The sequence below is a fragment of the Pseudomonas sp. TE3728 genome (genome assembly GCF_056279145.1).
This window is the reverse complement of sequence record NZ_JBWBQT010000001.1, coordinates 5,847,050-5,861,095: the sequence shown is the minus strand read 5'-3', so window position 1 is coordinate 5,861,095 and position 14,046 is coordinate 5,847,050. Positions and strand designations below refer to the sequence as shown.

Genomic DNA, 14,046 nt, shown 5'->3' with positions numbered 1-14,046 from the left:
GCTGCGAAACGCTTTTTAGAAAGCGTAGTTGGCGGACAGGTAGGTCTGGGCGCTGCTGGTCAAGTCCAGCGAACCCTGTTTGCTGCCGCCGCGCTCGCTCATCTCGGTGCTGGCGTTGCTGCGCAGGTAACGGTAACCCAGCTCGACCGAGGTGTTTTGCGAAACTTGCTGCAATACACCGACCTGGCCGCCAATGGCGTAACCGATGTCGCTGTCGCGGCTGAAGCCTGGCGAATCCTGGGTCAGTTTGGTCAAACCAGCCGTGGCACCGCCGAACAGTTTGGTGCTGCCACCCACCGGGTAGAACAGATCGTAGCTGCCCAGCAGGTTTTCCTGACGCAGTTTAATGCCATTGTGCGAGCCCGATACGTTGTCGTAAGTGGCGTAGTAGCGACCCTTGCTGTCTTGCTGGCCCAGACGCACGCCCCAGGTGTTGTCCTTGCCGATCACACCGTCGGCGTTCGGGTGGTTGAGGTTGTCGTTCAGGGCGCTGGATTTTTTAACCTTGTCGCTGGTCTGGCCAAAGGTCAGGCCGGCGAAATTGGTGGTGTCGGCGTGGGCCGCCACACTGGCGCCCATCACGGTGAAAGCCAGAAGCAGTTTTTTAAAAGTAGTCATTGGGGAGTTTCCTCATGCGCTATGTGCTTTTTGGGTACGGGGCAAGGTTACTGCCCCCTCCCTGTACTGCCCCTGAACGCACTCTGAACCTGAGCTGAATCAAATCGACTACGCTGTTCTCACGATTCTTAATATGGAGATTTGATCATGCGTGTGTTCCTCGCCCTCGTGTTACTGGCTCTGAGCGGGGTCAGCCAGGCCGCCATCCAGACCCAGGAAATTCCCTACCAGAGTGCCGACGGCACCAAGCTGATCGGCTATTACGCCTACGACGACGCCATCAAAGGCCCGCGCCCGGGCGTGGTGGTGGTGCATGAGTGGTGGGGCCTCAACGACTACGCCAAGCGCCGCGCCCGTGATCTGGCCGGTCTGGGCTACAGCGCGCTGGCGATCGACATGTTTGGCGACGGCAAGAACACCGAACACGCCAAGGACGCCATGGCCTTCATGCAAGCAGCGTTGAAGGACAGCGCAGCAGCCAGCGCGCGGTTTCAGGCCGGGCTCGACTTGCTGAAGAAACAACCGCAAACCGATCCGGACAAACTGGCGGCCATCGGCTATTGCTTCGGCGGCAAGGTGGTGCTGGATGCAGCACGCCAGGGCTTGCCGCTGGCAGGCGTGGTGAGTTTCCACGGCGCGCTGGTGACCAATACGCCAGCGACGCCTGGCAGTGTGAAGGCGAAAGTCTTGGTGGAGCATGGCGCTCTGGACAGCATGGTCACGGCGGAAAACGTGGCGGCGTTCAAGACGGAAATGGACAAGGCCAAAGCCGACTACACGTTCGTCACCCTCGAAGGCGCCAAGCATGGGTTCAGCAATCCCGAGGCGGACCGTCTGAGCCATGGCGACCACGGCGGGCCGGACATTGGTTACAGCAAGACCGCGGATGAGAAGTCTTGGGCGGACATGCAGGCGTTTTTCAAGAAGATATTTAGCTGACACACCGACAGCACTGAGCCGAGCATTGCTCCCTGTGGCGAGGGAGCTTGCTCCCGCTGGGCTGCGAAGCGGCCCCAAATCCGGCAATCACGTTTTTTCAGACACACCGCATTCACCGGTTTACGACTGCTTCGCAGCCGAGCGGGAGCAAGCTCCCTCGCCACAAAAGCCGTGCTGCCACTACCCAGCAATCGCGCCAGACTGCAAAATGCCGGTCATGAATCCCGTCCCCGCCCTACCCGCCTGCTGCACCCCACTCGACGCCCATTGGCCGCTGCCGTTTGTGCTGGCCGATACAGTCCTGCTGGGCACCCACTTCGATACCAAACAACTGGCCAGTGATGACTTCCAGCGCAGCGCCATCGAGCCGCCCGCGAGCATCCAGCGTTCGGTGGCCAAGCGCCAGGCCGAGTTTCTCGCCGGGCGAGTCTGCGCTCGGGCGGCGTTGCAACAACTGGAAGGGCTGAGTTTCATCCCGGCCATCGGCGAAGACCGCGCACCGGTATGGCCGACGCACATCACCGGCTCGATCACCCACAGCACTGGCCGGGCCGCAGCAATAGTCGCGAACAAAGCCCATTGGCGTGGCTTGGGAATGGACCTGGAAAACCTGCTCGACGCAGAGCGCGCCGAACGCCTGGCCGGGGAAATTCTCACCGGGCCTGAGTTGCAGCGCATGGCTGCCGGGGCTGGCGATCAATTGGCAATGCTGGTGACGTTGACGTTTTCGGTGAAGGAAAGCCTGTTCAAGGCGCTCTACCCGATTGTCCAGAAGCGCTTCTATTTCGAACACGCCGAAGTGCTGGAGTGGAGCGCGGGCGGTGAAGTGCGGTTGCGGTTGCTGACTGACCTGTCCGGTGAATGGCGTAGCGGCACTGAGCTGGATGCGCAATTTGCAGTGATGGATGGGCAGTTGTTGAGTCTGGTCAGTATCAAGGCCTGAGGATGTGTAGCGGTCATTCTGGCCTCATCGCGAGCAGGCTCGCTCCCACAGTTGATCTCTGTTGTTCACAAATTGTGTGTTCACAGGCGATCCAATGTGGGAGCGAGCCTGCTCGCGATGAGGCCCTCAAATACACTTACAATCTCAACGCCGCTCCTGATTCCTCGGCCAGCTCAAACTGAAACAGGCCCCGCCCAGGCTTTTGCTTTTGCCGATCAATGCTCGCCCGTCATGCCAATGGATGATTCGCCGCACAATCGATAACCCCAACCCATGCCCGCCCGAAGCGCGAGTGCGGCTGTCATCGAGGCGCAGGAAGGGCGTGAAGATTTTCTCCCAGGCCGTTTCCGGCACGCCCGGCCCATCATCCTCGACATCGACCCGACAGCGCTGCTGTCCGACCTGATAACTGACGGTCACCCGTGAATGGGCGTGGCGCATGGCGTTGCTCACCAGGTTCTGCAACGCCCGGTGCAGGTAGCGTGGCTCGGCCTCGACCCAGGCGTCGTCGCAATCGGCGGCCGACAGGCACAAACCACGCTGCACCGTGATCTCGGCGCGCAACGGCGCCAGTTCTTCGATCACCTGATTGACCAATGCATCCAGATCGATCCGCTGAAAATTCAGCGCTGGCGAACCCTGCTCCAGCCGCGCATAGGTGAGCATCTCGTCGACCAGCCGATCGAGGTCCTCGATGTCGTGGTCCATCCCTTCGCGGTATTTTTCCAGCGCCTCAGGCGTGGTGGCCGAGCCGATCATCTCCAGGCCAAAACGCAAACGCGCGACCGGCGTGCGCAGTTCATGGGACACGGCACGCACCAGTTCTCGCTGAATCGCCAACAATTGCTGCAAGTGCTCGGCCATGCCGTTGAACGCCGAGGCCAGGCGCCCCACCGAGTCCGCGCCGCGTGCCGGTACGCGGGTTTCCAGGCTGCCCTTGGCGATGCGCGTGGCAGCGGCTTCCAGCCCGCGCAAACGGCGCTCCAGTTGACGCACCAACAGATAGACAATCAAACCAATCAGGCTCAGGCCGAGGGCCGCGATCAGCACCAGCCACTCGGGCGGATAAGGATTCATCTGATACAGCGGGCCGATTTCCAGTACCCACGGCGTACCGACCATGCCGGCAAACACCCGGATGGAATCGCCGCCCTTGCCCAGCGCCATCACCGTGTCGCCTTCGGATACGCGGCGGCTCTGATCTTCGTCCATGTCGGCCTGATCGATCGTGACCAGCCGCAGATCAAAGCCGAAACCCTTCTCTTCCTTTAACTGCGCCAGACGCTTGGGCTGCTCGGCCACCGGGTAGCGCACCAGTTCATCGGCCAACAGGTAAATGGTCGCTCGCGCCAGTTGCTCGCTGATCTGCTGGACTTCCCCGGTGAGCACCAGTTGTTCCTTGTCGCTGACCAAGCGGTAAACCTTTGCCGCGTGCGGGCCGGTCTGTTCCACCAGTGCCTGACCGCGCAGCACGCGGGTGCGCTGGGTCAGGTCGAGGTCGGTCTGGGGGAATGTCTTCAGCGCCAACGGAATCCCGAGCAAGCGCTCCCATACCAGCAAGGCCCGGTGACGCTCGGTTTCGTTCATCGGATGCAGGTTATCGGCCATCAACGAGAACGTGCCGTGGGCCAGACGCTCGCGGTATTGCTCGCTGCGCACCTGGTTAAGCAGGTGCAAGGCCAGCACGCCGAGCACGGCCACCAGAATCAGCGCCGCGCACATGCCGCCATAAATGCGCAGGAAGATCGAGTTCACAGCGACAAGTCTGCGCAGGCTTCGGGAACGAACAGATAGCCTTTGCTGCGGATGGTTTTGATCAGCCGCGGATGCTCCGGGTCATCGCCGATCTTCGGGCGGATGCGTGAGATGCGCACGTCGATGGAGCGGTCCTGGCCGTCATAACCGATACCGCGCAGCGCGGTGAAAATTTCTTCGCGAGACAGAATACGCCCGGCGTTGGCCACCAGCAGCCAGAGCAAATCGAACTCGGCGCTGGTCAACTCGATGCCTTTGTCATGCAGCCAGGCCTCGCGCAACGCGTTGTCCACCACCAACGGGCCGAACTGCAGACGCCGCTGTTTTTCCGGGGCTGCTTCAGGCGCTTCGCTACGCCGCAACAAGGCCTGGATGCGCGCCAGCAGCAGGCGTGGGCGAACCGGTTTGCAGACGTAGTCATCCGCGCCGAGGTCGAGGCCGAGGATTTGATCGGTGTCATCGGTGCGTGCGGTGAGCATCAGAATCGGGCCGTCATACTTGTCGCGAACCTTGCGGCAAATGCTCAGGCCATCTTCGCCAGGAAGCATCAGGTCGAGGATCACCAGGTCCGGTTTCTCCTTGATGATGCGTGCCGCGGCAAGGGCGCCGTTGCCCTCGATCGAGACGCGCAGGCCATTCGCTTCGAGGTAGTCGCGAGTCAGTTCGGCCAGACGCTGGTCGTCCTCGACAATCAATACCTGCCAGACTTCTTGCTCCACGGTGACCTCTGCTTGCCAACATCACTTTAAGAAAGGATCCGCCCGTCTTTTTGTAATGATTGGGGAGGATAAGAATGCATCTGCATTGGCCGATTGTATAAACGGCGCACGTCTGGAACACAAGCGGGTAAATGCGTTCGGACACAGCGGTTTTTTGTGATAGGGTTCGCGCCCTTAAAAATCCGAACGACTGTTTTCAATCGCTGAAAATCAGTGAAAAACGGTCCGCTCCAGCTAGGTCGCGGCCTACACGCTCGTTCCACCTTTCACACACAATTTACGCACAGGTTTATCCACAGGTAGTACGTTGCAACACCCTCAAAAACGCATTATCTTGTACCTCGGCGCTAAAAAAACCCTACATGTAGGGTTTTAGCTTAAAAGCCCAACCACATTTCAGACCAGAAACTCAAGTGCTTTATTGCCTGTTTATGGTTGAACCAAGCACGATTTTACAAGCCCAAACCGCATGCGCGGATGGCAGCGTTTTTTCAGGCCAGAACAGCCAGAACGGTACGGGTGTTGCAGTCAAAACTGGCACCCCAGAAAGGAATCCGGTTTCGAGCCCCGGCTCGCGGCCAAAGACTTCGGCAAGGAAGCGGCATCATTAGCCTTTTTCCTACTGTCCCGAAGTTGTTATGCCCGACGCCACGTCGGTTGTAGTGCTTCAGGACAGAACGGTGGGCACCGTGATGGTGCCCAAACAAACATAGAGAATGTGGAGACAACCCCCCATGCAAACCGACACAACTCGCGAGAACCCGCAGGGCACCTTGCCGCAGGCCGCCGATTCGAATTCGGATCTGTCCGCCACCGCGCCTGGCCAGCTGCGCGTGATCAAGCGAAACGGGACTGTCGTTCCTTACACCGATGACAAAATCACCGTCGCCATCACCAAAGCGTTTCTTGCAGTTGAAGGCGGCACCGCTGCCGCTTCGTCGCGCATCCACGACACCGTTGCCCGCCTGACCGAACAAGTCACCGCCACCTTCAAGCGTCGCATGCCATCGGGCGGCACCATCCACATCGAAGAAATCCAGGACCAGGTCGAACTGGCCCTGATGCGTGCCGGCGAGCAGAAAGTTGCCCGCGACTACGTGATCTACCGCGACGCCCGTTCCAAGGAACGCGCTGTACGCGCCCCTGCCGAGGACGCGGTACAGGCTCACCCGTCGATCCGCATCACCCGCGCCGATGGCAGCCTTGCACCTCTGGACATGGGTCGTCTGAACACCATCGTCACTGAAGCGTGCGAAGGTCTGGAAGAAGTCGACGGCGACCTGATCCAGCGCGAAACCCTGAAGAACCTGTACGACGGCGTGGCCCTGACCGACGTCAACACTGCTCTGGTGATGACCGCCCGTACGCTGGTCGAGCGTGAGCCGAACTACTCGTTCGTGACTGCCCGCCTGCTGATGGACACCCTGCGTGCCGAAGGCCTGAATTTCCTGGGCGTCGCCGAGAGCGCGACTCACCACGAAATGGTCGATCTGTACGCCAAGGCGCTGCCGGCGTACATCGCCAAAGGTATCGAATTCGAATTGCTGAACCCGGTTCTGGCGTCCTTCGACCTGGAAAAACTCGGCAAGGCAATCAACCACGAGCGCGATCAGCAGTTCACGTACCTGGGCCTGCAAACCCTGTACGACCGTTACTTCATCCACAAGGATGGCGTGCGTTTCGAACTGCCGCAGATTTTCTTCATGCGCGTGGCCATGGGCCTGGCAATCGAAGAGAAGAACAAAGAAGACCGTGCGATCGAGTTCTACAACCTGTTGTCGTCCTTCGACTACATGTCCTCGACCCCGACCCTGTTCAACGCCGGTACCCTGCGTCCACAGCTGTCGAGCTGCTACCTGACCACCGTGCCGGATGACCTGTCGGGCATCTACCACGCGATTCATGACAACGCCATGCTGTCGAAATTCGCTGGCGGCCTGGGCAACGACTGGACGCCGGTTCGTGCACTGGGCTCGTACATCAAGGGCACCAACGGCAAATCCCAGGGCGTTGTACCGTTCCTGAAAGTGGTGAACGACACCGCCGTCGCCGTTAACCAGGGTGGCAAGCGCAAAGGCGCTGTGTGTGCCTACCTGGAAACCTGGCACATGGACATCGAAGAGTTCATCGAGCTGCGCAAGAACACCGGTGATGACCGTCGTCGTACCCACGACATGAACACCGCCAACTGGATCCCTGACCTGTTCATGAAGCGCGTCTTCGATGACGGCAAGTGGACCCTGTTCTCGCCGTCCGAAGTGCCGGACCTGCACGACCTGACCGGCAAGGCCTTCGAAGAGCGCTACGAGTACTACGAAGCCCTGTCCGAGTACCCAGGCAAGATCAAGCTGTTCAAGACCATCCAGGCCAAAGACCTGTGGCGCAAAATGCTGTCCATGCTGTTTGAAACCGGCCACCCATGGCTGACCTTCAAAGACCCGTGCAACCTGCGCAGCCCGCAGCAGCACGTGGGCGTGGTTCACAGCTCGAACCTGTGCACCGAGATCACCTTGAACACCAACAAGGACGAGATCGCCGTTTGCAACCTGGGCTCGATCAACCTGCCGAACCACATCACCAACGGCAAGCTGGACACCGCCAAGCTGGAACGCACCGTGAACACCGCCGTTCGCATGCTCGATAACGTTATCGACATCAACTACTACTCGGTGCCACAAGCGAAGAACTCCAACTTCAAGCACCGTCCGGTCGGTCTGGGCATCATGGGCTTCCAGGACGCTTTGTACCTGCAGCACATCCCTTACGGTTCCGACGCTGCCGTCGAGTTCGCCGACAAGTCGATGGAAGCAGTCAGCTACTACGCGATCCAGGCGTCCTGCGACTTGGCCGACGAGCGCGGCGCCTACGAGACGTTCCAGGGTTCGCTGTGGTCCAAAGGCATCCTGCCGCTGGATTCGCAACAGATCCTGATTGAACAGCGTGGCCAGCAGTACATCGACGTTGACCTGAACGAAACCCTGGACTGGGCACCGGTTCGTGCCCGTGTGCAGAAAGGTATTCGTAACTCCAACATCATGGCCATCGCACCGACCGCGACCATCGCCAACATCACTGGCGTATCGCAGTCGATCGAACCGACCTACCAGAACCTCTACGTGAAATCGAACCTGTCGGGCGAATTCACCGTGATCAACCCGTACCTGGTTCGCGACCTCAAGGCTCGCGGTCTGTGGGACTCGGTCATGATCAACGACCTGAAGTACTACGACGGTTCGGTGCAGCAGATCGAGCGCATCCCGCAAGAACTCAAAGAGCTCTACGCGACTGCGTTCGAAGTGGACACCAAGTGGATCGTTGACGCGGCCAGCCGTCGTCAGAAGTGGATCGACCAGGCCCAATCGCTGAACCTGTACATCGCCGGCGCTTCGGGCAAGAAGCTGGACGTGACCTACCGCATGGCCTGGTACCGTGGTCTGAAAACCACTTATTACCTCCGTGCCCTGGCCGCGACCAGCACCGAGAAGTCGACCATCAACACCGGTAAGCTGAACGCTGTTTCCAGCGGCGGCAACCACGGTGACGACTCGGTCCTGGCAGCCCCTGCCGGCCCTGCTCCAGTGCCGAAGGCGTGCGCCATCGACGAGCCGGATTGCGAAGCCTGCCAATAAGCTGAGCCGGTGAGCGCTGAGAGGCGCTTACCTCGATAACCCCCGATCAGTCCTCTGGATTGGTCGGGGGTTTTCTTTTGCCTGCTTTAAGTCAAAAGATCGCAGCCTCGCTTCGCTCGACAGCTCCTACAGGTACGCAATACCTGGGTAGGAGCTGCCGAAGGGCTGCGATCTTTTGATCTACCTTGTCTGGAGAAAAACCCAGCAAAAAAAACGGCAAAACCTGAAGCGCAGGTTTTACCGTTTTGTGTTTTACAACCGCAGCCACCAGGTGTCAGTGGCAGCCGCGGTAATTTCCAGGCTCAGACAGGGACTGTGAACACATCTCCGTTGGCAGTCTGGAAGGACTCAATGGTATTGGAGCCTGCATACCAGTCGGCAAGAATCACCGCATTGTTCTGGTTGCCGGCATTCCATTCCACGGCATTGAAGATGTAAGCATTGGTGCCGTCGGTCTTGATCATCACATCCGCATAGGACTGGATGTTCTGGAGCTGGACGACATCACCGCTCGAACTGCCATCGTCCTTAATCATCACACTGGTGGACGATTGCACTTTGTAGGTATCACTGCCTTCACCACCGAAGGCATAGCCACCGCCGACCAGAATCAACGTGTCCGAACCGGCACCGCCATGCAGTTGGTATTCAGGCCCCATGCCCACCAGCGAGTCACTACCATCGTCACCGTAAGCGATGCCGGCGTAAACCGTGATGGTGTCGTTACCGGCATCACCGTGCAGGATGCTGCCGGTATCGTTGTTGGCGCCGAACATACTGTCGTTGCCATTGCCGCCAAACAACTGATCTGCTTCGGCAGGGCCGCTGCGGTCTGGGCCATTGAAGGCATAGGGCTCGTACTTGCCACCATAAATGGAGTCATTACCGTCGCCGCCATAGACCAGGTCATTGCCCTCACCGCCATAGAGCTCGTTTTGAACGGCGTTGCCAGTCAAGGTGTCATCGAAAGCCGAACCATGCAGGCCTTCGATGTTGACCAGCACATCACCGGTCGCATCGCCGCCAGCCACCGTGCCTGCCAGCATGTCGATTTGTACCGCCGCCGTGCTGCCGGTGTACCAGGCCGCGTCGGAAGTCCCCGCTCCGCCATCGATAAAGTCCGCCCCCTTGCCACCGATAAACGTCTCGACACCGGCACCACCGATCAACGTGTCGTTGAACGCAGTCCCCTCCCAGTTCTCGATGTTGGTGTAGGTGTCCCCTGCCGCTGCCCCGGTCAAAGGCTGGGTAAGGTCCAACGTGATGGCCGAATTTTCAAAGGCAAAACTGACGGTATCTCTGCCAAGAGCACCATCGAAGTTATTGGCCTGCTCGTTACCCATAAAGGTATCGTCCCTGCCCGAACCGACGATCTTCTCGATGCTGTCGAACGTATCGCCCTTGGCAATAGCCGTATGTTCGCCTGTCTTGAGGTTGACCGTCACGCCGACCGGCCCGATGTCGTTGTAGCTGACAGTATCAATGCCATCCCCACCGATGAAGGTGTCACCGCCATCGCCGCCCATCAAGATATCGTTGCCGGCCCCACCGGTGATGACGTTATCCAGCGCATTACCCCGCGCCTGGAAACTGCCGGTGCCGGTATAAGTCAAATTCTCGACTCCAGCATTGAGCAGGTAGTAACCTTGGTTGGTGCGCACTTCGTCATTGCCGCCACCTGCCAGTTCGACAATAGCCCCATAGTTGGCGTTGTTGACAACGTAGAGGTCATCACCCGAGCCACCCTGCACGGTGAAGCCCACCGAGTTGCTATTGGTAATGAAGACGTCATTATTGGACGAACCGACGATTTTCTCGATACCCGAAAAGCTGTCGCCCTCAGCATCGCCACCGCTCCCGATGCCCGTTCCAACACCGGAGGCACCCAGTGTCAGGGTCACACCTTGACCGGATTGCGAGTAATCCGCCACGTCGATTGCAGTGCCTGCGCCGCCGTCGAATTTGTCCGCCGCGGCACCGCTCATGAACGTATCGCCGTACTGCGAGCCGCGAATCACTTCGATGTCGGTGTAGATATCGCCCGCTGCGATACCGCTGTGCGCACCGGTCTTGAAGTTGAGCGTCACGCCGACGGTACTGTCGTCATAGCTGACAGTGTCAGTGCCGCTGCCGCCGAAGAAACTGTCGGCACCTCCACCACCCAGCAGGGTGTCGTTGCCCACACCACCAGTGATGATGTTGTCCGTGGCGTTGCCGCGACCGGTGAAGTTGCCGGTACCGGTATAGGTCAGGCGTTCGACGTTGTTGTACAGGCCCAGGCTGGCCTGATTGGTGCGCACTTCATCGTCACCGCCACCGACCGCTTCGGTGATTACCGCCGTAGCGCTGTTGTTGACGATGTAGAGATCATTGCCGGCTCCACCCTGCAGGTTGAAATTGCCGATGGTTGTGGAGTTGAACACGTCGTCATAGGCAGAACCGATGACTTTCTCGATGCCCGAGAAACTGTCGCCCTCGGCATCGCCGCCGATCCCGGTGCCCGCCCCGGAACTCAAGGTCAGGTTGATGGCCGTAGAGGACGAGGAGTAGTCAACAACGTCCATGTTGTCGGCGCTGACATTGCCACCTTCGAACTTGTCGACGTTAGCACTGGCAACAAAGGTATCGCTGTATTTGGAACCACGAATGACCTCAATACCGTCAAAGGTATCGCCAGCGGCTATGCCCGTGTGAACACCGGTTGTAAGGTTAACGGTGACACCTGCAGTGGCGTCGTCATAGCTGACGATGTCGGTCCCTGCGCCACCGATGAAGACATCTGCTCCGGCGCCCCCCAAAAGCAGGTCATTGCCGGCACCAGCAGTGATGATGTTGTTACTGGCATTGCCGGTACCGGTGAAGTTGCCAGTGCCGGTGTAGGTCAGGCGCTCGACCTCGGCACTCAACGTCATACTGGCCAGGGAGGTACGGACCTCATCGTCACCGCCACCGGCGGTCTCGATCACTGTTTGATAGGCCGGGCCGTTGATGACATAAAGATCATTGCCCGCCCCACCCTGCAACGTGAATGTACCGGCGCCGGTGATAAAGACATCGTCCTGGGCCGAGCCGACGATTTTCTCTATGTTGATGTAGGTATCACCCTGAGCGTCACCGCCCTGCCCACTGCCCACGCCAGTGGTGGTCAGGGTGATGTTGATGGCCTGTGCCGACAACGAGTAATCGACCGTGTCGATACCTCCCCCGATCGTCCCGCCATCGAAACTGTTAGCCTCGACACCACTGAAGAACGTATCGCCATTCTGACTGCCGCGGATGACTTCAATGCTGGAGAAAGTATCGCCTGTGGCAACACCAGTGTGCACTCCGGTTTTCAGATTGACCGTGACACCGGAGGTAATGCTGTCCTCATAACTAACGGTGTCGGTCCCGGCACCGCCTATGAACTGATCGGCACCCGCACCACCGACGAACAGATCGTTGCCCGCGCCACCGGTTATGATGTTGTCCCCGGCGTTGCCACGACCGGTGAAACTAGCCGTACCTGTGTAGGTCAGGCGCTCGACTTCGGCACTCATCCCCATGTTGGCCAGACTGGTACGAATCTCGTCGTCACCGCCGCCGGCCAACTCAACGATTCCCAACGATCCGGTGCTGTTGATGATGTAGACGTCGTTGCCGGCACCGCCATTGAAGGTGATGTTGCCGGCGGTCAGGGTAAAGACGTCATCGTAGGCCGAGCCGGTGATCACTTCCATGTTGCTGAACACGTCACCTTGGGCATCTCCGCCTGTACCAGTGCCTGCGCCATTTGCCATCGTCACGTTGATCGCTTGGGCAGAGCTGGCGTAGCTCACGGTGTCGTAGCCATTGGCACCATCAAAGGTATCAGCGGCGGTGCCACCGACAAAAGTATCGCTGTAGCTCGAACCACGGATCACTTCGATGCCACTGAAGGTATCGCCAGCGGCACTACCGGTGTGAACGCCGGTTTTCAGGTTGACCGTCACACCTACACCCGAGACGATATCCTCATAACTGACGGTGTCGATGCCTGCGCCACCAATCAGTTGGTCGGCTCCAGCGCCACCGATCAGCAGGTCATTGCCCGCACCGCCGGTGATGATGTTGTCCCCGGTGTTGCCACGACCGGTGAAGTTGGCCGTACCGGTGTAGGTCAGGCGCTCGACTTCGGCGCTCATGCCCATGCTGGCCTGATTGGTACGAATCTCGTCGTCACCGCCGCCGGCCAACTCACCAGCCCCCATCGACCCGGTACCGTTGATGATGTAGACGTCGTTTCCGGCACCACCGTTAAAGGTCACGTTACCAGTGGTCAGGGTGAAGACATCATCGTAGGCCGAGCCGGTGATCACTTCGATGTTGCTGAACGCATCACCTTGAGCATCGCCGCCCAAGCCGGTGCCCGCGGTGCCAGCCACAGTCAGGTTGACCGCTTGGGCGGAGGTGGCATAGCTCAGGGAGTCGTAGCCATTGGCACCGTCAAAGGTATCGGCAGCGGTGCCAGCGACAAAGTTGTCGCTGTAGGTTGTGCCACGGATCACTTCGATACCGTTGAAGGTGTCGCCCTTGGCCAGACCGGTGTGGACACCGGTTTTCAGGTTGACCGTCACACCTACACCCGAGTTGTCATCTTCGTAACTGGCGGTGTCGATGCCTGCGCCACCAATCAGTTGGTCAGCACCTGCACCACCGATCAGCAGGTCATTGCCCGCACCACCAGTGATGATGTTGTCCCCGGCGTTGCCACGACCGGTGAAGTTGGCCGTACCGGTGTAGGTCAGGCGCTCTACTTCGGCGCTCACCCCCATGTTGGCCAGGCTGGTACGAATCTCGTCGTCGCCACCGCCTGCCAACTCAACGACGCCCAACGACCCGGTGCTGTTGATGATGTAGACGTCGTTGCCGGCGCCTCCATTGAAGGTGATGTTGCCGGCGGTCACAGTAAAGACGTCATCGTAGGCCGAGCCGGTGATCACCTCCATGTTGCTGAACACGTCACCTTGGGCATCGCCGCCTGTACCGGTGCCTACGCCATTTGTCATCGTCACGTTGATCGCCTGGGCAGAGCTGGCGTAGCTCACGGCGTCGTAGCCATTGGCGCCATCAAAGGTATCGGCCGCGGCGCCACTGACAAAGTTGTCGCTGTAGGTCGTGCCACGGATCACTTCGATGCCATTGAATGTGTCGCCCATGGCCAGGCCGGTATGGACACCGGTTTTCAGGTTGACGGTGACACCCGCACCCGAGTTGTCGTCTTCGTAACTGGCGGTGTCGATGCCCGCGCCACCCACCAGCTGGTCGGCCCCGGCACCGCCGATGAGGAGATCGTTACCATCCCCACCGTCTAAGATATCGTCGCCTGCCAAACCGCGTATTTGATCATCGCCAGCAGTACCCAACAGCGTATCTGCAGCATTGGTCCCGTAAATTACCGCCATTACATCTTCCTTGTGTGTGT

The 14,046-nt window shown here is 59.2% G+C and carries 7 protein-coding genes; 3 read left to right on the top strand and 4 right to left on the bottom strand.

The window, feature by feature from the left end; all coding sequences use genetic code 11:
- Positions 1-15: 15 nt before the first annotated feature.
- Positions 16-618, bottom strand: a complete 603-nt coding sequence (locus ACZ89R_RS25795; RefSeq protein ID WP_123495872.1) for a hypothetical protein — start codon at positions 616-618, stop codon at positions 16-18.
- A 147-nt stretch (positions 619-765) separates the two neighbouring features.
- On the opposite strand from ACZ89R_RS25795, the gene ACZ89R_RS25790 reads away from it, so the two are divergent.
- A complete protein-coding gene (locus ACZ89R_RS25790) occupies positions 766-1,557 on the top strand; it encodes a dienelactone hydrolase family protein (RefSeq protein WP_429547683.1) in 792 nt (263 codons plus the stop codon).
- A 217-nt stretch (positions 1,558-1,774) separates the two neighbouring features.
- Positions 1,775-2,500 carry a 4'-phosphopantetheinyl transferase family protein gene (locus ACZ89R_RS25785; RefSeq protein ID WP_429547684.1) on the top strand — a complete coding sequence of 242 codons (726 nt, stop codon included), beginning with the start codon at positions 1,775-1,777 and terminating at the stop codon, positions 2,498-2,500.
- A gap of 144 nt (positions 2,501-2,644) precedes the next feature.
- Here ACZ89R_RS25785 and ACZ89R_RS25780 read toward each other — a convergent pair whose 3' ends face one another.
- Positions 2,645-4,255 (bottom strand): ATP-binding protein, encoded by a 1,611-nt coding sequence (locus ACZ89R_RS25780; RefSeq protein ID WP_429547685.1) that lies wholly within the window; start codon positions 4,253-4,255, stop codon positions 2,645-2,647.
- Positions 4,252-4,974 (bottom strand): response regulator, encoded by a 723-nt coding sequence (locus ACZ89R_RS25775; protein ID WP_427625958.1) that lies wholly within the window; start codon positions 4,972-4,974, stop codon positions 4,252-4,254. Before ACZ89R_RS25775 ends, ACZ89R_RS25780 begins: the two co-directional genes overlap by 4 nt.
- Before the next feature lie 734 nt (positions 4,975-5,708).
- Between ACZ89R_RS25775 and ACZ89R_RS25770 the strand changes: the two genes are divergently transcribed.
- Positions 5,709-8,603, top strand: coding sequence for a ribonucleoside-diphosphate reductase subunit alpha (locus ACZ89R_RS25770; RefSeq protein ID WP_429547686.1), 2,895 nt, complete (start codon positions 5,709-5,711; stop codon positions 8,601-8,603).
- Positions 8,604-8,905: 302 nt separating this feature from the next.
- Here ACZ89R_RS25770 and ACZ89R_RS25765 read toward each other — a convergent pair whose 3' ends face one another.
- The gene (locus ACZ89R_RS25765) at positions 8,906-14,026 is read right to left on the bottom strand and encodes a beta strand repeat-containing protein (protein WP_429547687.1); all 5,121 of its coding nucleotides are present in this window, start codon (positions 14,024-14,026) and stop codon (positions 8,906-8,908) included.
- Positions 14,027-14,046: the final 20 nt, after the last annotated feature.

What these genes read in the sequence shown, in the direction of transcription:
- ACZ89R_RS25795 (WP_123495872.1), bottom strand. Translation starts at nt 618, where the DNA reads ATGACTACTTTTAAAAAACTGCTTCTGGCTTTCACCGTGATGGGCGCC.
- ACZ89R_RS25790 (WP_429547683.1), top strand. Translation starts at nt 766, where the DNA reads ATGCGTGTGTTCCTCGCCCTCGTGTTACTGGCTCTGAGCGGGGTCAGC.
- ACZ89R_RS25785 (WP_429547684.1), top strand. Translation starts at nt 1,775, where the DNA reads ATGAATCCCGTCCCCGCCCTACCCGCCTGCTGCACCCCACTCGACGCC.
- ACZ89R_RS25770 (WP_429547686.1), top strand. Translation starts at nt 5,709, where the DNA reads ATGCAAACCGACACAACTCGCGAGAACCCGCAGGGCACCTTGCCGCAG.
- ACZ89R_RS25765 (WP_429547687.1), bottom strand. Translation starts at nt 14,026, where the DNA reads ATGGCGGTAATTTACGGGACCAATGCTGCAGATACGCTGTTGGGTACT.